Consider the following 17,396-nt stretch of genomic DNA (forward strand, 5'->3'; position numbering starts at 1 on the left):
CTAGACGGCAGGCGGGGCAGGGGGAAGAGGGCGCAAGCAATCCTCCCCCCGCAAGGGGGAGGGGGACCATGCGCAGCATGGTGGAGGGGGCGGAGGTGGGCGGCTTGCCGGCCTCTCGCGGTGATACCCCTCCACCGCCTTCGGCGGTCCCCCTCCCCTTTTTAGGGGAGGATTTTACTCCGCCGCCACCGCGGTCGTCTCGTCGGAGAGCGGGTGGGCGAGGCGCGTCACCATCTCCTTGGGGCAGACCTGCCAGATGCGCTCACGCCAGTGCGCCCAGTCGGCGAGCACGGTGTGCGCCCACTTGCTGTCGGTGCGGCGGGCATGTTCCTCGATCAGGCTCTTGGCGACGCCCTCCCAATGGGCGGACGCCATGCGCTGCCACAGGATGCTGTCCGGGTTGGCGTGACGTTCGAACGAGCCGTCCTCGTCGAGGATGAAGGCCATGCCGCCCGTCATGCCGGCGCCGAAATTCTCGCCGACCGCGCCGAGGATGACCGCCGTGCCGCCGGTCATATATTCGCAGCCGTTCGCGCCACAGCCCTCGACCACGACATTCGCACCCGAGTTGCGCACCGCGAAGCGCTCGCCGGCCTGACCCGCCGCATAGAGCGCGCCGGCGGTCGCACCGTAGAGCACGGTGTTGCCGATGATCGCGTTGCGGCGGCTCTCCAGCGGCGAGGAGACGGTCGGGCGCACCGCGATGATGCCTCCCGAGAGCCCCTTGCCGACATAGTCGTTCGCGTCGCCGAACACCTCCAGCGTCACGCCCTTGCACAGGAAGGCGCCGAGCGACTGGCCGGCCGAGCCGCGCAGGCGGACATGGACATGCCCGTCCGCCAGATGGCTCATGCCGAACTTGGCGGTGATCTCCGACGAGAAGCGCGTACCGACCGCACGGTGCGTGTTGCGCACCGAATAGGTCAGCTGCATCTTCTCGCCGCGCTCGAACACGGCCTTGGCGTCGCGCAGCATCTGCGCGTCGAGGCTGTCCGGCACCTCGTTGCGGTTGCCCGGGATCGAGAAGCGGCGCTGATCGTCCGGCGCGTCCACCTTGGCGAGGATCGGGTTGAGGTCGAGGTCGTCGAGATGCTCGGCGCCACGGCTGACCTGACGGAGCAGCTCGGTGCGGCCGATGATCTCGTCGAGCGAGCGCACGCCCAGACGGGCGAGGATCTCGCGCACCTCTTCCGCGATGAAGGTCATCAGATTGATGACCTTCTCGGGCGTGCCGATGAACTTCTGCCGGAGCTTCTCGTCCTGCGTGCAGACGCCGACCGGGCAGGTGTTCGAGTGGCACTGGCGGACCATGATGCAGCCCATCGCGACCAGCGACAGCGTGCCGATGCCGAACTCCTCGGCGCCGAGGATGGCGGCGATCACGATGTCACGGCCGGTCTTGAGGCCGCCGTCGGTGCGGAGCTTCACGCGATGCCTGAGGCCGTTGAGCGTCAGCACCTGGTTGGTCTCGGTGAGGCCCATCTCCCACGGCGTGCCGGCATACTTGACCGACGTCTGCGGAGACGCGCCCGTGCCGCCGACATGCCCGGCGACGAGGATGACGTCCGCATGCGCCTTGGCGACGCCCGCCGCGACCGTGCCGATGCCCGCCGAGCTGACCAGCTTCACGCACACCTTGGCGCGCGGGTTGATCTGCTTCAGGTCGTAGATGAGCTGCGCCAGATCCTCGATCGAGTAGATGTCGTGATGCGGCGGCGGCGAGATCAGCGTCACGCCCGGCGTCGAGTGGCGGAGCTTGGCGATGAACTCCGTCACCTTGAAGCCGGGGAGCTGGCCGCCCTCGCCGGGCTTGGCGCCCTGCGCGACCTTGATCTCCAGCTCCTCGGCGGCGCCGAGATATTCCGCCGTCACGCCGAAGCGGCCCGAGGCCACCTGCTTGATGACCGAGCTGGCGTTATCGCCGTTCGCATAGGGCTTGTAGCGACGCTTTTCCTCGCCACCCTCGCCGGAGACGGCCTTGGCGCCGATCCGGTTCATCGCGATCGCCAGCGTCTCGTGCGCCTCCGGAGAGAGCGCGCCGAGCGACATGCCCGGCGTCACGAAGCGCTTGCGGATCTCGGTGATCGCCTCGACCTCGTCGATGTTGATCGCCTCGCGCGCCCAGTTGAACTCCAGCAGATCGCGCAGATAGACCGGCGGCAGATCGCGCACCCCGCGCGAGAATTGCAGATAAGTGGAATAGCTGTCGGTCGACACCGACGTCTGCAACAGATGCATCAGCGTCGCGGAATAAGCGTGCGTCTCGCCGCCCGCGCGCTGGCGGTAGAAGCCGCCGATCGGCAGCGTCGCCACGGCCGCGTCCCACGCCTTCTCGTGGCGCATGATCGCCGAGAGCTGGAGCGAGGCATAGCCCTCGCCCGAGATCTTGGCGGGCATCCCCGGAAAGAGATCGTTGCAGAGCGAGCGCGACAGGCCCACCGCCTCAAAATTATAGCCGCCGCGATAGGAGGAGATCACCGCGATCCCCATCTTGGCCATGATCTTCAGAAGGCCGTCGTCGATCGCCTTGCGGTAGCGCTGGAAGCATTCCGCCAGCGGACGCTCGCCGAACAGGCCACGGGCGTGGCGATCGGTGATCGCGGCTTCGGAGAGATAGGCGTTCACGGTCGTGGCACCCACGCCGATCAGCACCGCGAAATAATGCGTGTCGAGGCACTCGGCCGAGCGCACGTTGATCGACGCATAGGAGCGCAGGCCCCGGCGCACGAGATGCGTGTGCACCGCCGCCGCCGCCAGCACCATGGCGATGCCGGCCTTGTCCGCGCTGACATGCTCGTCCGTCAGGAACAGCTCGGAGCGGCCCTCGCGCACGGCCTTCTCGGCCTGACGACGGATTTCGGCAATGGCGTTGCGGAGCGCGTCCGGCCCGCCTTCGGGATCGAAGGTGCAGTCGATCTCCGCCGCGCTGGCGCCGAAATGGGCCTTGAGCGTCTCCCAGTCGGTGGAGGTGAGCACCGGCGACGGCAGGACCAGCACGTTCGACTGGACCGGCCCGGTGTCGAGGATGTTCGCCAGATTGCCGAAGCGCGTCGACAGGCTCATCACGCGGGTTTCGCGCAGCGAGTCGATCGGCGGGTTCGTGACCTGCGAGAAATTCTGGCGGAAGAACTGGCTGATGAGGCGCGGCTTGTCGGAGATGACCGCCAGCGGCGTGTCGTCGCCCATCGAGCCGATCGCTTCCTTGGCGTCGTCCACCATGGGGGCGAGGATCAGCTCCATGTCCTCCATGGTCTGGCCGGCCGCGACCTGACGACGGGTGAGCTCGGCGCGCTCGAAGCGGACGCCATGCTCGCCTTCGGGGACGGGCAGGTCGGAAAGCTCGCGGAAGTCCTTCACATAGTCGCCGAAGGGATGCTCGGCGGCGAGGCGATCCTTGAGCTCGACATCGCCGAACAGCTTGCCCTCGTCGAGGTCGACCGCGATCATCTCGCCCGGCCCGATCCGGCCCTTGGCGACGATCGTGCTCTCCGGGACGACGACCATGCCCGTCTCCGAGCCGACGATCAGCAGATTGTCGGCGGTGAGCGTGGTGCGCAGCGGACGCAGCGCGCTGCGGTCCACACCGGCGACGACCCAGCGCCCGTCGGTCATGGCGAGCGCGGCGGGGCCGTCCCACGGCTCCATCACCGAGGCGTAATAGGCGTACATGTCGCGGTGCGCGTCGGGGAGGTCGGCGGCGCCCTGCCACGCTTCCGGCACGAGCATCAGCTTCGCGGTCGGCGCATCGCGGCCGGCGCGGCAGACGGCCTCGAACACGGCGTCGAGTGCTGCGGTGTCGGACGCGCCCGCCGGGATCAGCGGCTTGATGTCTTCGCTATGCTCCCCGAAGGCGATCGCGGCCATCTTGATCTCATGGCTCTTCATCCAGTTCTTGTTGCCGCGAACCGTGTTGATCTCGCCATTGTGCGCCAGCGTGCGGAAGGGCTGCGCCAGCCACCATTGCGGGAAGGTGTTGGTCGAATAACGCTGGTGGAAGATCGCGAAGCGGCTGACGAAGCGCTCGTCGAGCAGATCCGGGTAGAAGGCCGACAGCTCTTCCGCGAGGAACAGCCCCTTGTAGATGATCGACCGGCACGACAGCGAGCAGATGTAGAAGCCCTGGATCTGGGCCTCGATCACCTTGCGCTCGATGCGACGGCGGATGAGGTAGAGATTCTTCTCGAACTCGGCCGCGTCCACGCTGCCCGGCTGCGGGCCCTGGATCATGATCTGTTCGATCTCGGGGCGCGTCTGCATCGCCTTGTCGCCGATCACGGAGACGTCGACGGGCACCTGACGCCAGCCATAGATGGTGTAGCCGAAATCGATGATCTCGGATTCCACGATCGTGCGACACGTCTCCTGCGCGGAGAGATCTGTGCGCGGCAGGAAGATCATGCCGACGCCGAGGCGGCCGGGGCCGGGCTTGTGGCCGCCATTCTCGATCGCGTCGTCGAAGAAGCGGACGGGCAGCTCGACATGGATGCCGGCGCCGTCGCCGGTCTTGCCGTCGGCATCGACGGCGCCGCGGTGCCACACCGCCTTCAGCGCATCGATTGCGGCCGAGACGACGCGGCGGGACGGCAGGCCGTCGGTGGCGGCGACAAGGCCGACGCCGCAGGCATCGCCCTCATATTCGGGGCGGTACATGCCCTCGTTGGCGAGGCGTTCATGTTCGGGGGTGGGGAAGTGGGCCATCGCCTCGCTCCGCTGTTCGTTCATTTCGGTCATCACGCAGCCACCATCTGGGGCTGTGCCTTGGCGGCCTTCGCCTTGTCCTTGAGCCAGGCGTGCATCCGCTCGGAGACGTCGCGGCCATCGCGCACGCCCCACACCACGAGGCTCGCGCCGCGCACGATGTCGCCGGCGGCGAACACGCCCGGAAGCGAGGTCTGCATCGTCTTGTGGTCGATGCGCAGCGTCCCCCAGCGGGTGACGGACAGCTCCGGCGCGCCGAACATCTGGGGCAGATCCTCGGGGTCGAAGCCCAGCGCCTGAATCACGAGATCGGCCTCCAGATGGAAGTCGCTGCCCGGATCGGCTTCCGGCGCGCGGCGGCCGGAGGCGTCGGGCGCGCCGAGGCGCATCTTGGACGCATGGACGCCGGTGATCGTGTCCGCGCCGTCGAACGCCTTGGGGGCGGAGAGCCAGACGAACTCGACGCCCTCCTCCTCGGCATTGGCGACCTCGCGCTGCGAGCCGGGCATGTTGGCGCGGTCGCGGCGATAGAGGCACTTCACCGACTTGGCGCCCTGCCGCACGGCAGTGCGCACGCAGTCCATGGCGGTGTCGCCGCCGCCGACCACGACGACATGCTTGCCCTCGGCGTTGAGCGAGCCGTCGTCCCATGCGGGCACGGCATCGCCGAAGCTCTTGCGGTTGGACGCGATCAGATAGTCGAGCGCCTTCACCACGCCGGCCACGCCGACGCCCGGCGCCTTGATCGCGCGCGCCTTGTAGACGCCGGTAGCGACGAGCAGCGCGTCATGGCGCTCTCGGAGTTGGGCGAGCGTCGCGTCGCGGCCGACCTCGAAGCCGAGGTGGAAATGGATGCCCGAGGCCTGCAACCGCTCGATGCGACGGGTGACGACTTCCTTCTCCAGCTTGAAGCCGGGGATGCCGTAGACGAGCAGGCCGCCGGCGCGGTCGTGCCGGTCGTAGACATGCACGTCATAACCATGGCCGCGCAGATACTCCGCCGCGGTGAGGCCGGCCGGGCCCGCGCCGATGATGCCGACTGACTGGTCCGAACGATCGCGCGTCGGGTTGACGGGCTCGACCCAGCCCTCCTTCCAGGCGGTGTCGGTGATGAACTTCTCGATCGAGCCGATGGTGACGGCGCCATGGCCGGAGAACTCGATGACGCAATTGCCTTCGCACAGGCGATCCTGCGGACAGATGCGGCCGCAGATCTCGGGCATGGTGGAGGTGGAGGCCGACAGCTCATAGGCCTCGCGCAGGCGCCCTTCCGCGGTCAGGCGCAGCCAGTCCGGGATGTGGTTGTGGAGCGGGCAGTGCGTCGAGCAATAGGGCACGCCGCATTGCGAGCAGCGGCTGGCCTGCTCCTCGGCCTTCTCCGCGAGATAGGCGCGGGTGATCTCGGCGAAATCCTCGGCGCGAATCTCGGGTGCGCGCTTTTCGGGGTAAGCCTGCCCCACGCCCACGAATGTCTGCATCGAATTATTCGCCATCGCGCCCTCCAATTGAGGACGCGAAAGCATAGAAAATGGGGTGAGTCACGAAAGGAATCGGTGATAGGTAAATATCACTGACCAATTAATGGGCTCATTTTCCGTCTTTCACGATCAGATGGGTTCGGATGGAGTCTTATAGGTCCGATATGGACCTATCAATGCATCAGCCAGAACAGCGCCGCCGCACCGGCGACGATGCGATACCAGGCGAAGGGCGCGAAGCCGTGGCGCGAGACCACGGAGACGAACGCCTTCACCACCACCAACGCCACCACGAAGGCGGTCACGAAGCCGATCGCGATCTCCGGCCAGCCGACGGCGCCGGGCGTGGCGAGCGCCGCGCGATTCTTGGCCAGCTCCACCACGGTCGCGCCCAGCATGGTGGGGATGGCGAGGAAGAAGCTGAACTCCGCCGCCGTGCGCCGCTCGACGCCCAGCGACAGCGCGCCGAGGATCGTCGCGCCCGAGCGGCTGACGCCGGGGATCATGGCGAGGCACTGGATGATGCCGATGCCGAGTGTGGTCGGCACGGGCAGCGCCGAGACGCCGACCAGGCGATGCCGCTTCACCAGCTTCTCGATGACGAGGATGGCGATGCCGCCCGCGATCAGCGCGTAGCAGACGATGTCCGGCCGGGTGAGCAGCGCCTCGATCCGCTTGTGGAAGGCGAGGCCGATCACGGCGGCGGGCAGGAAGGCGATCAGGATGTTGCGCAGGAAGCGCCAGGATTCCGGCCGGCCTCGCCACAATCCGTTCAGTACGGCCATGAACGTCCGCCAGTAGAGCACCACGATCGCGAGGATCGCGCCGAGCTGGATGACGATGTTGAACACCTGCCACTGCGCATCGTCATAGCCGAGCAGCGCGCCCGCGAGGATCAGATGGCCGGTGGAGGAGACGGGGAGGAACTCGGTCAACCCCTCGACGATGCCGAGGAGGATGGGCTGAAGGATCATCATGGACGCGACACTCGGTTCGGAAGCCGGAAAACAAAAGGGCCGGCACATCGGCCGGCCCCGTAAAGAGATCAGGACGCCTTGCGGATCGCCCCGAAGCGCCCTGCGCGCCGGTATCGCACCAGCCAGCCGGGCGCCACGGCCTCCAGCGCGGTCGGCTTCACGCCGAGATCGACGAGACCGTCGGCGCCCGTCGCCACGACATTGTCGGACTGGAGCATCTGCCACTGGTCCTGCGTGATCGGCGCGCAGGGCAGGAAGCCGAAGCGGGCGATCAGGCCGCCCAGGCTGTCCGGCAGTTCGAGGAAGGTCGGCGTCGCGCCGATCATCGTGGCGGTGCGGCGGATGAGATCGCCCATCGCGATCACCTCTGGCCCGCCCAGCTCGAAGGTGCGGCCGGCATAACGCTCGGGATCGAGCACGGCGTTGGCGATCGCCCTGGCGACGTCGGCCACGAACACCGGCTGGAAGCGCGCGCCCGCGCGCAGGATCGGCACCACCGGGCCCGACTGCATCATGGCGCCGAAGCGGTTCACGAAATTGTCCTCGGCGCCGAAGATGATCGACGGGCGCACGATGGTCGCGGCCGGGAAGGCGCCGCGGACGACCAGTTCGCCTTCGGCCTTGGTGCGGCCGTAGACGGTGGACGAATTGGCGCTCGCGCCGATCGCGGACACATGCACCAGCGCCCGCACGCCCGCGGACGCCGCAGCCTCGGCCACGTTGCGCGCGCCGTCGACATGCACTGCCTGGAGCTTGCCCGAGAGGATGCCGACCAGGTTCACCACCACATCGCTGCCCTGAATGGCGCGGCGCACCGTGTCCGGCTTGGTGATGTCGGCGGCGATGAACTGGGTCTGGCCGAGGCCACCCAGCGGCTTCACGAAGAAGGCGCGCTTGGGGTCGCGCTCGACGATCCGCACCCGCACGCCGCGCTGAAGCAGCGCCTGCGCGACATAGCGCCCCAGGAACCCGCCCCCGCCGAACAGCGTCACCAGCTCTGCCATCGCCTGCATATCCCTTGTGTCGAAAACCGTGTGTGCGGTCGCCTTGCCCCCGCTTGTTGTGGAAAACAAGCGACAACGAAAAATTGCCGTTGACAGGTCCGCACACCCGCCGCTATCCGCCGCGGCCTACCCCGTGCCCAGATGGCGGAATTGGTAGACGCACCAGCTTCAGGTGCTGGCGATCGCAAGGTCGTGGAGGTTCGAGTCCTCTTCTGGGCACCATTTTCCCCGAGATGAGAAAATCCCCCTTAGGGGACATTTGCCGCATCAGGCCTCCGGGAAATTCTCGCCCAGAAATTTCAGCACGGCGCGCACGCGGGCGGGCATTCGCGTATTGGCGAAGCGGTCGATCACCGAGATTGTGAGCGGTTCGATCGCAGCGGCGGGCAGGACGGGCGTCAGCCGCCCCTCTTCCAGATCCCCGCGCACCCGGATTCGCGGCAGCAACCCGATCCCCAGCCCGCTCGACACCGCCCGGTAGACCGCCTCGCTGCTGTTCGCCCGGAAGCTCCCGCTGATCTTGAGGCGCTGTCCGTCGATGTCCCAGGCGGTGCGGTTCGGGCCGTAGCCATAGGTGATGCAGTCATGCTCCAGCAGATCGCGTGCCGATCGGGGGGCGGGCCGCCGCGCCAGATAGTCCGGCCGTGCCACGAGGATTCGCGAGAATGAGCCCAGCGCATGGGCTTCCGGCCCGAGATCGCCCACCCGCAACGCGAGGTCGAGCCCGGCGTCCGCCAGCCCGTCCTGCCAGTCCGACACCGCGAACTCGATGCGCAAGGCCGGATGCTCCGAGAGCAGCAGCCCGATCCGCTCCGCATAATGGAGGCCGAGCGCGGTGGTGACGCCCACGCGGACCACGCCGGCCACATCGCCCGTGCCGGCGAGGTCGCTTTCGGCATGGTCCATCTCCTCGATCACCGCGCGGGCATGATCGAGCAGCCGTTCGCCCTCGGGGGTAAGCGTCAGGCTGCGTGTCGTCCGGTGCAGCAGACGCACGCCGAAATGATCCTCGAGGAAATCGATGCGCCGTGCGATGGTGGTGTTGCTGGCATGGCTGCGCTGCGCCACCGCCGTGAAGTTCAGTGTTTCGGCTACTTTGGCGAAGGTGCGGAGCGCGAGCACCATGTCGGTCATTTGAACGATCCACGCACGACTATTGTCCCCATTTTCTTCATTATCCCACAAAGCCGCTCTGGTTAAGCAACGCGCAGACGCCCGCGCAGAAGGGCGGGAGCAGGAGATTGCGAGATGACCGACCGGATCGCCCATCAGGGGCTGGCCGCCCGCCGCATGGATGCCGCGTCCGCCGCGGCGCTCATCGCTCATGGCATGACCGTGGGGATGAGCGGCTTCACGGGCTCGGGCTATCCCAAGGCCGTGCCCACGGCGCTCGCCGGGCGGATCGAGGCCGAGCACGCTGCCGGTCGCCCGATGCGCGTGAAGGTGTGGACCGGCGCCTCCACCGGCCCGGAGCTGGACGGCGCGCTGGCCAAAGCGGACGGCATCGAGCTGCGCCTGCCCTATAATTCCGATCCCATCGCCCGCGAGCGGATCAACCGCGGCGAGATGGACTATCTCGACATGCATCTGAGCCAGGTCGCGCCGATGGCGTGGCAGGGCTTTCTGGGGCCGCTCGACGTCGCGGTGATCGAGGTGACCGCGATCCTGCCCGACGGCTCGCTGGTGCCCTCCTCGTCGGTCGGCAACAACAAGACCTGGCTGGACCGCGCCAAGGCGGTGATCCTGGAGGTGAACAGCTGGCAGAACCCGGCGCTGGAGGGGATGCACGACATCTATTATGGCACCGCGCTGCCGCCGCACCGCGTGCCGATCCCGCTGATCCGGCCCGACGATCGCATCGGCCAGCCGACACTGCGCTGCGATCCCGACAAGGTGATCGCCGTCGTCGAGACCGACGCGCCGGATCGCAATGCCCCCTTCACCCCGCCCGACGCCACCGCGAAGGCGATCGCGGGCCATCTGCTCGATTTCCTCGGCCATGAAGTCAAGATCGGGCGGCTACCGCCCTCACTGTTGCCGCTCCAGTCGGGTGTCGGCAACATCGCCAACGCGGTGCTGACCGGCCTCATCGACGGGCCGTTCCACGATCTCACCGCCTATACCGAGGTGATCCAGGACGGGATGCTGGACCTGCTCGACAGCGGCCGGCTGCGGATGGCGTCCGCCACCGCCTTCTCGCTCAGCCCCGATGCCGCGCATCGCATCAATGCCGACATGGCGCGCTATCGCGACCGGATGATCCTGCGCCCGCAGGAGATCAGCAATCATCCGGAGATCGTCCGCCGCCTCGGCTGCATCGCGATGAACGGGCTGATCGAGGCCGACATCTACGGCAACGTCAACTCCACCTGCATCATGGGCTCGCGCATCCAGAACGGCATCGGCGGATCGGGCGACTTCGCGCGCAACGCCTATGTGTCGGTGTTCATGACACCGTCGACCGCCAAGGGCGGGGCCATCTCGGCGATCGTGCCGCAGGCTTCGCATGTCGATCATATCATGCAGGACGTGCAGGTGATCGTCACCGAGCAAGGCCTCGCCGACCTGCGGGGGCTCAGCCCCAAGCAGCGCGCCGAACTGATCATCGAGCGCTGCGCCCATCCGGACTATCGCCCGATGCTGCGCGACTATCAGGCGCGGGCCGCGAAAGGCTCGTTCGGCCAGCACGCGCCGTCGCTGCCGGGTGAGGCGCTGTCCTGGCACCAGCGCTTCATGGACACCGGCACGATGAAGCTATGACCGGCCGGCCTGGATGAGGATGGCGTCCGACGGCAGGAGCTGATCGAGCAGCGGGATGATCGCCGCCCCGATCGCCGGCGCGTCGCCCGCCATCGTCGCCGGGCGGACGTTGGCGTGGGCGGGGATGGGCAGGCCCGCGAGCGCCTCGTTGAGGCTGGCCGACAGCCGCTCGATCAGCGGCATCGGCAGCCGCCCGCCGATGAGCATCAGGCCCGGATCGATCAGGCAGTTCACCGCCACCAGCGGCGAGACCAGCGATCGTGTCGCATCCGTGATCCACTGCGACACGATCGGCGCGGCGGGCCCTTCCTCGTCGGTCAGATCGCTGTCGGGCGCGAGGCCCGCCGTCTCCAGCCGCGCGCCGAGCGCCGAGAGGGACACCGTGTCCTGCACGATCGCGCCGGGGATGGCGGAGGTGGGATCGGGCATCAGGCCGATCTCGCCGCTGCGCCGGGTGGCGCCGCGATAATAGCTGCCCTCGATCACCGGCCCGCCGCCGAGGCCGGCGCTGATCAGCAGATAGAAGAAACTCGGATGGCCGAAGCCGGTAACGCACTGCGCCTCGCCCAGTGCCGCCGCCGCCGCGTCGTTGTCGACATGCACCGTCCACGGCAGCACGTCGCGCAGCAGCCTGGCGATGTCGAGCCGGCTCCACCGCTCATAACCCTTGGGCCGGTGGGGCAAGGCGATGGCACCCAGATCGTCGGGCAAGGCCACGCCGACGCCGAGGATGCGCTCGCGATCCACGCCGCCCGCCGCGATCAGCCCGCCGATCTCGCGCTCGACATAGGCGATCACGTCCTCCGGCATGGCGAAGGGGATTTCGGCGCTCACCCGGCTGCGCACTTCGCCGGCGAGGTCCAGCGTCACCAGGGTGATATGGTCGCGGTCGATGTTGAGGCCGATGGTGAAGGCGCCGTCCGGGTTCACCGCCAGCCGTAGCGCGGGTTGCCCGCGTCCGCCGTGCAGCCGCCCGACCTGCCGGACGAGGCCGAGTTCGGCGAGCCGCCCGGTGATGTTGGCGATGGTCGGCGCGGTGAGGCCTGTCTGGCGGGCCAGCTCCACCCGTGTCGTCTCGCCGCTCAGCCGGATCGCCTGGAGCACCGTGCGCTGGTTATAGTCGCCGGCCCGCGCGAGATTGGTGCCCGACAGCGAAACGGAGAGCCGCGTTCCCCGGCTGTCCCCCGCGTTCTGGCTGTTCCTGCCCCTGTTTCGCACCCTTCGCCTTTCGTCCCTGATCCAACCGGGAGTTCAGACTGACAACGCTTGCGTCGTCCGACAAGCAGACTTGGAGCATAGCCGGAGCAACCTCCCGAAAGAGGAAATCCGGCGGGAGTGTCCGAGCCTTGGCGATCCATGCCAATCCTCGGCGGAATTCGCCAGCGTCAAACGGATCGTATGGTGCCGAAGCTGCGGAATCCGGGCCGTCCGGCAGACTGGCACACCCCGTGCAACGGATGGGACGCGCGCCGATCCACGGCCCGCCCAGACGGTTTCTCGAAGGGATGACGCCATGAATGCTTCCGCTCGCCTCGTCACCTGTGCCGCGTTCGGGCTGCTGCTCGCCACCGCGGCGGCACCGCCCGCCCTTGCGCACTCCTCCTCCGGGCAGCATCGCGCCCAGCTCAGCGACGGCAGCACCATCACCTATGACGCGGAGACCAACCAATATTGCTGGACCCACAGCACGACCGGCTCGAACCTCTCGCGGCGCGAATGCCACTCGCGGCAGGAATGGGCGGAGCTGGGCCTGCAGATCAGCGGCAAGTGACGCTCCGTTCGTGAGCCTTGCCGGCAGGGACGTCCGTTGGGCGCGCAATTGCTTCAAGGGAGGGGCGGGCCGTTCAAGACGGCCCGTCCCGATCGCGCCTATGACGGCCCTTGCAGGCGGGGAAACCTGTCGGTGAAGGACGGATCATGCGGTATCAGGACGATGTCGATACGCACCTTTTGCGCAGCATCGAGGCCGAGCGCGTCGAGGTGGTGACGGTCGTCAGCCTCGCTTCCATCGCGGTGATGGTCGGGCTGATCCTGCTGACCGTGGCGATGATGATGAGCTGAGCCGCACGGGCTCAGACGATCGCCTCGATCTTGGTGCGCCCGAAAAAGGGCAGCAGATTGCTCATCATCATGCGGACGAGATCCGCCTGCCGGTTGGTGCCGGTCTTCTGGAAGATCTGGCGCAGATAGGCGCGGGCGGTCTGCTGCTTGATCCGCATCATCCGGGCCGCCTCGGCGAGCGTCTTGCCCATGGTGAGGCAGCAGGCGAGGCGGGTCTCCACCGGCGAGAGCCCGTTCAGCCGGCAGATCGGCGCCAGCGCGCCGGAAAGATCGCTCTCCGGCCGGATCGCGAACAGGATGGCGGAAGCCTCGCCATCGCCGTCCATGCCCGACGGGAGGACCGCCGCCATCAGCGGAGGCCGACCCGGCTGGCGCGGCAGCGCGAGCATCAGGGCATGATCGGCCCCGTCCGCCTCGCGCGTGGCGAGGACATGGTCGAGGCTCACCTGAAGGCGCACCGCATCCTTGAGCGAGGTGGCGGTGACGGAATCGCCGCTCGCACGCAGGCCGTCATGTTCGTCGACGATCTCGCGCAACGCGAGGTTGGCGAATTCCACATGCTTGGAAGCGGAGATGACGCCGATACCGGCATTCACATGATCCAGCGCGCTGCGGAGGGCATGGGTGAGCCGATGCTCGCGCGCCAGCGCATCGCGCATCGCGGCGAAACCGGCGATGCAGGGGAGCAACAGCTTCCCCAGCGCGAGCGTCCGCCGCATCACCGATCCCTTGGGCGGGGCCTGGAAGCCGAGGATGAGGCTGATCGCGCAATCCGGCTGCTGGGCGATGTGGAAGAGGCGGGCGATGTCCTGATCGCCGGGATCGAACCAGCTCTCCTCGAAGGACGGCGGGCGAGTCGACGGGGCGGACAGCCGGTCGGCGATGCCGTCGAGCAGCGTCGCCGCGCGCGCGACCGGCAGGCCATCGAGCGCGAGCAGCCGGCGCATGTCATGGCCGGGCCCCTGTGCGAGGATCAGCGCGAAGCTGGCGCCGCTGCCGGACCGGAGAGCCTGTATCGCCCAGTCGAAATCGCCGTCCATCTCCGTCTCGCCGGACGGCGCTTCGGACGGCCGGAACGGCCTGGCCGAAGGCATCAGCATCCGTCGCGCCGGGGCGCTCATGTTCGGCACCTGCATGGGGCCCCACCTCTCCTGCGTGCACGGTCTGGCCGTGCACTTGAACGCCTGCGCTGACGCGGACGCGACGGCGCCGGAATTTTCCACACCCGCCTCACCGCATTGGCACGGAACGCGACGATTCGGTGAGCCAGAGCGTGTAAGAAGCCGGATCATCGGATCGATATCGGGATGCCCGAGCGGGGTAGGGCGCTATCCGATCGGGCTACGAAGCGGGGCAGAGCGATATGCGTTCGGTTTGCCCATGGTCGCGTGCCCCCTTGCTCTTCCGGCATGCGGCGGGCTGTGGCGAGGGGTGACGGCGCTCCGATAAATCCAATGGTTCCGGTATGTTGTGAGCGACTTCCCCTTCAAATGAGGGGAGGCCGCCATGATCGTCCGGTCAGTGGCTATTCCGCCGTCTGAGGGCTCATCCTGCCCGGTTGGTCGGGGCGATAAGGCTTCTGGCGGCGGGATCTCCCTCGGGGCTTTCCACCGTCGCGCTTGGGCCGTCCTCGGCACATGTCCTGCAATCGGGGGCAGGTCGGAAAGAAAGCGAACAGGAGGATCGTTTCCATGAAGACCCATCTTCTGCTGACCGCATCATTCGCCGCCATCATGATTTCGGGCGCGGCGCTCGCGGACTCGGGCTCGGGCGGCGGCGGCGGGACGCCGACGACGGCGACGACCACCACCAACTGGGCCGGCCTCGGCAGCGCCGCGGCGACCGGTGACGCCAGCACGACCAACACGTCGACCACCACGGTCAACAAGACGAGCACGCTCGGCATCACCGACAGCGGCAACACCGCCGACAGCAACAACAGCACGTCGACCAGCACGGACAGCTCGGACAATTCGAAGAATTTCGCCTGGACCTCGAACAAGGCCTGGACGTCGAACAAGACCGACACCCGGACGAACACCATCACGGACAGCGGCAACTCGACCAAGACCAACACCTCGACCAACACGGCCGGCACCGTGGCGGCGAACAATGGCGGGTCGGCGACCGACAACTCGCAGCATGACAGCAACAACCGCAGCAAGACCTGGACCGCGACGACGACCACCTCGGTCGCCGACAGCGGCAACGACAATTCCGATCATTCCCGCACGATCACCGACAGCAACAACGACAGCTCGGTGAACACCTCGGTCGTCTCCTCGTCCGACCTGGCGAGCAACGTGACGGGCGCGTGGGTCTCCTATGCGGCCAATCGCGGCACGGATAACGGCCCGAACAACAGCCTGACCGTCGACAACGGCGCGTTCCAGAACTTCGCCGGCCTGCAAGCGCTCAACATGAACACCGGCGTGGGCGCCTCGCAGAACAGCTCGGTCAACGTCAGCGTCTCGGCCGGGACGATCAATCTGCAATGACCTGAGGGGAAGGTGCGGGGCATGGCTTCGCACCTTCCGTCTTTCGGGCGCTTCCTTTTGCAGGGGACGGAACGATGAACAGGGCGTTCCTCATCGCCGGGGCCTTGGCCCTCGGATCGATCGCCGCGCCGGGCATGGCGCAGACGGCCGCCGCCGCGCCTTTCTCGCCCTTCGGGCAGGCCGGCGCCGTGGGTGACGGGCAGTTGAGCACGATCGCCGGCATGGCCAACGTCGATCAATATGTCATGGCGCAAAATACCAACACAGTTTCCGACAACCACGTCGATGGAAATTCTGTTACTGGTACGATAAACTTCGACCCGACGTCCTTTCAGAATATGAACGGACTGTCTGTGCTGAGTGCCAATACGGGCAACAATGTTGCGATCAACTCGTCGTTGAACGTGAACATCGCAATCCGGCCCTGAACAGGGGGAGTGTCATGAGATCGGGGGCGATCATGGCATGGATGGGGGTGCTGCTCCCGCTCGGCGCCTGCTCCGGCGCCTTGCTCCCGGAGGGCGACAACCGGGTCAATTATGGCGGGACGATGGAGTTCCGCCTTCCCGTCAACAGCATGATCGGTCGCCGTTTCGACACGGTGGTGCGTCAGCAATATGATTTCAGCTGCGGCTCGGCCGCGCTCGCGACGCTGCTGCGCTACCATTATGACGACCCCCAGACCGAGCAGACCGTCTTCCTCGGGATGTGGCGTGAAGGCGATCAGGCGCAGATCCGCAAGGTCGGCTTCTCGCTGCTCGACATGAAGCGCTATCTCGCCGCGCGGGGCCTGTCGGCGGACGGTTATCGGGTGACGCTGGAGCAGATCATGAAAGCCCGCACGCCGGGCATCGCGCTCATCAATTTCAACGGATACCGGCATTTCGTGGTCGTGGTGGGCTTCGAGGGGCGGACGCTGATCCTCGGCGACCCCTCGCTCGGCCTCAGGCGCGAAGATCGCTCGGTGTTCCAGAAACAGTGGAACAACGTCTATTTTGTCCTGAATGGGCGCACTTCGGTCGCCAACGCGCATTTCAACCAGGCGGCGGACCTTGCGCGTGCGCCGAGCTTCCGTTTCTATCCCGGAGCCGAACCGCTCAGCCTGTCCGGGCTGGCGTTGACGAGGCCCGGCCTGAACTCCTTCTAGGGAGGGCGACGCCATGCTGCTGCCACTTCTGGCCTTCGCGCTTTCGGTCGTGCAGCCCATCGTCGTGAAGGCGCCTGCGCCGGCCCCTGCGGTGTTCGACAGCCCACGCGTGCCCGATTCCGAACTGTCCGAGATGCGCGGCGGCTTCAACCTGCCCGACGGACTCGACATCGCGATCGGTATCGACGTGCAGACACGCATCGACGGCGCGCTGGCGCTCCACACCGTCTACAACAGCGAGGGGCCTGACGCGGGCATCCATGCCTATTCGGGTGACAACGGCCCGGCAAGCAGCAGCGGCGGCACCAGCGTGCCGGGAACCGCGGCAGGCGCCAGCGTCAGCGTCTCGCGGTCGGCGAGCGGAGCCACCGTCGTCTCGACGCCGAGCACCCCGGCCGTGACCATCGCGTCGAACGCATCTCCTGCCTCGACGGGCGGCAACGCCCTCCCGCTCACCGCCAATGGCGCGCCGGTGCAGACCGCATCGGGCAGCTACAGCCTCAGCAGCACCGATCGCGGCGACGTCGTCACCTATGCCGGTCCCTCGATCGAGGTGCAGCACCTGATCGGGCAGGCGACCGGCGTGGTGATCGCCAACACCGCCAACAACCGCACCATCGATACCGCCAGCACCATCAACATCGACATGCAGAACGTGCCAGTCGCCGCGATCAGCAGCGCCTTCCTCGCGGCTCGGGCGGCATTCGATTCGGCACGCGCGCATTAGGGGTTTGCAAGACGCCGATGGGGATCGGCCAACATTGGGGGATGTC

The 17,396-nt window shown here is 67.3% G+C and carries 14 protein-coding genes and 1 tRNA gene; 8 read left to right on the forward strand and 7 right to left on the reverse strand.

The window, feature by feature from the left end; all coding sequences use genetic code 11:
• Positions 1-174: 174 nt before the first annotated feature.
• The 4 genes from gltB to ST3T6A_RS0101065 form a co-directional block, all read right to left on the reverse strand.
• Positions 175-4,731 (reverse strand): glutamate synthase large subunit, encoded by a 4,557-nt coding sequence (gene gltB, locus ST3T6A_RS0101050; RefSeq protein WP_019831029.1) that lies wholly within the window; start codon positions 4,729-4,731, stop codon positions 175-177.
• Positions 4,731-6,191, reverse strand: a complete 1,461-nt coding sequence (locus tag ST3T6A_RS0101055) for an NAD(P)-dependent oxidoreductase (RefSeq protein WP_019831030.1) — start codon at positions 6,189-6,191, stop codon at positions 4,731-4,733. Before ST3T6A_RS0101055 ends, gltB begins: the two co-directional genes overlap by 1 nt.
• 158 nt (positions 6,192-6,349) lie before the next feature.
• Entirely contained in the window at positions 6,350-7,153 is an 804-nt protein-coding gene (locus tag ST3T6A_RS0101060; protein WP_019831031.1) for an undecaprenyl-diphosphate phosphatase, read from the reverse strand.
• A 68-nt stretch (positions 7,154-7,221) separates the two neighbouring features.
• The gene (locus tag ST3T6A_RS0101065) at positions 7,222-8,157 is read right to left on the reverse strand and encodes a complex I NDUFA9 subunit family protein (protein WP_026359320.1); all 936 of its coding nucleotides are present in this window, start codon (positions 8,155-8,157) and stop codon (positions 7,222-7,224) included.
• 135 nt (positions 8,158-8,292) lie between these two features.
• Here ST3T6A_RS0101065 and ST3T6A_RS0101070 point away from each other — a divergent pair.
• A tRNA-Leu gene (locus tag ST3T6A_RS0101070) sits at positions 8,293-8,379 on the forward strand.
• A 45-nt stretch (positions 8,380-8,424) separates the two neighbouring features.
• Here ST3T6A_RS0101070 and ST3T6A_RS0101075 read toward each other — a convergent pair.
• Positions 8,425-9,291 (reverse strand): LysR family transcriptional regulator, encoded by an 867-nt coding sequence (locus ST3T6A_RS0101075; RefSeq protein WP_019831033.1) that lies wholly within the window; start codon positions 9,289-9,291, stop codon positions 8,425-8,427.
• Between the two features lie 114 nt (positions 9,292-9,405).
• On the opposite strand from ST3T6A_RS0101075, the gene ST3T6A_RS0101080 reads away from it, so the two are divergent.
• Positions 9,406-10,917 carry an acetyl-CoA hydrolase/transferase family protein gene (locus tag ST3T6A_RS0101080; RefSeq protein WP_019831034.1) on the forward strand — a complete coding sequence of 504 codons (1,512 nt, stop codon included), beginning with the start codon at positions 9,406-9,408 and terminating at the stop codon, positions 10,915-10,917.
• Here ST3T6A_RS0101080 and ST3T6A_RS0101085 read toward each other — a convergent pair.
• On the reverse strand, positions 10,912-12,135 hold the full coding sequence (locus tag ST3T6A_RS0101085) for an ROK family transcriptional regulator (protein WP_019831035.1): 1,224 nt from the start codon (positions 12,133-12,135) through the stop codon (positions 10,912-10,914). The two genes, ST3T6A_RS0101080 and ST3T6A_RS0101085, sit on opposite strands and share 6 nt — an antisense overlap.
• 295 nt (positions 12,136-12,430) lie before the next feature.
• Between ST3T6A_RS0101085 and ST3T6A_RS0101090 the strand changes: the two genes are divergently transcribed.
• Together ST3T6A_RS0101090 and ST3T6A_RS21310 are read left to right on the forward strand one after the other, a co-directional pair.
• Complete coding sequence (locus tag ST3T6A_RS0101090; RefSeq protein WP_019831036.1) at positions 12,431-12,688, forward strand: hypothetical protein; 258 nt, start codon at positions 12,431-12,433, stop codon at positions 12,686-12,688.
• A 146-nt stretch (positions 12,689-12,834) separates the two neighbouring features.
• Positions 12,835-12,978 carry a hypothetical protein gene (locus ST3T6A_RS21310; protein WP_019831037.1) on the forward strand — a complete coding sequence of 48 codons (144 nt, stop codon included), beginning with the start codon at positions 12,835-12,837 and terminating at the stop codon, positions 12,976-12,978.
• Between the two features lie 11 nt (positions 12,979-12,989).
• Here the strand turns inward: ST3T6A_RS21310 and ST3T6A_RS0101100 are convergent, their stop codons facing one another.
• Positions 12,990-14,114: a helix-turn-helix transcriptional regulator gene (locus tag ST3T6A_RS0101100; RefSeq protein WP_019831038.1), complete on the reverse strand. Its 1,125-nt coding sequence runs from the start codon at positions 14,112-14,114 to the stop codon at positions 12,990-12,992.
• A gap of 555 nt (positions 14,115-14,669) precedes the next feature.
• Here ST3T6A_RS0101100 and ST3T6A_RS19010 point away from each other — a divergent pair.
• The 4 genes from ST3T6A_RS19010 (at position 14,670) to ST3T6A_RS0101120 (ending at position 17,350) form a co-directional block, all read left to right on the forward strand.
• Positions 14,670-15,476 (forward strand): hypothetical protein, encoded by an 807-nt coding sequence (locus ST3T6A_RS19010; protein WP_019831039.1) that lies wholly within the window; start codon positions 14,670-14,672, stop codon positions 15,474-15,476.
• Positions 15,477-15,550: 74 nt separating this feature from the next.
• Positions 15,551-15,904, forward strand: a complete 354-nt coding sequence (locus ST3T6A_RS19015) for a hypothetical protein (RefSeq protein ID WP_019831040.1) — start codon at positions 15,551-15,553, stop codon at positions 15,902-15,904.
• A 32-nt stretch (positions 15,905-15,936) separates the two neighbouring features.
• Positions 15,937-16,623: a C39 family peptidase gene (locus tag ST3T6A_RS19020; protein ID WP_235785694.1), complete on the forward strand. Its 687-nt coding sequence runs from the start codon at positions 15,937-15,939 to the stop codon at positions 16,621-16,623.
• A 13-nt stretch (positions 16,624-16,636) separates the two neighbouring features.
• Positions 16,637-17,350: a hypothetical protein gene (locus tag ST3T6A_RS0101120; protein ID WP_019831042.1), complete on the forward strand. Its 714-nt coding sequence runs from the start codon at positions 16,637-16,639 to the stop codon at positions 17,348-17,350.
• Positions 17,351-17,396: the final 46 nt, after the last annotated feature.

Source organism: Sphingomonas sp. PR090111-T3T-6A (assembly GCF_000383095.1).
Classification (GTDB): domain Bacteria; phylum Pseudomonadota; class Alphaproteobacteria; order Sphingomonadales; family Sphingomonadaceae; genus Solisphingomonas.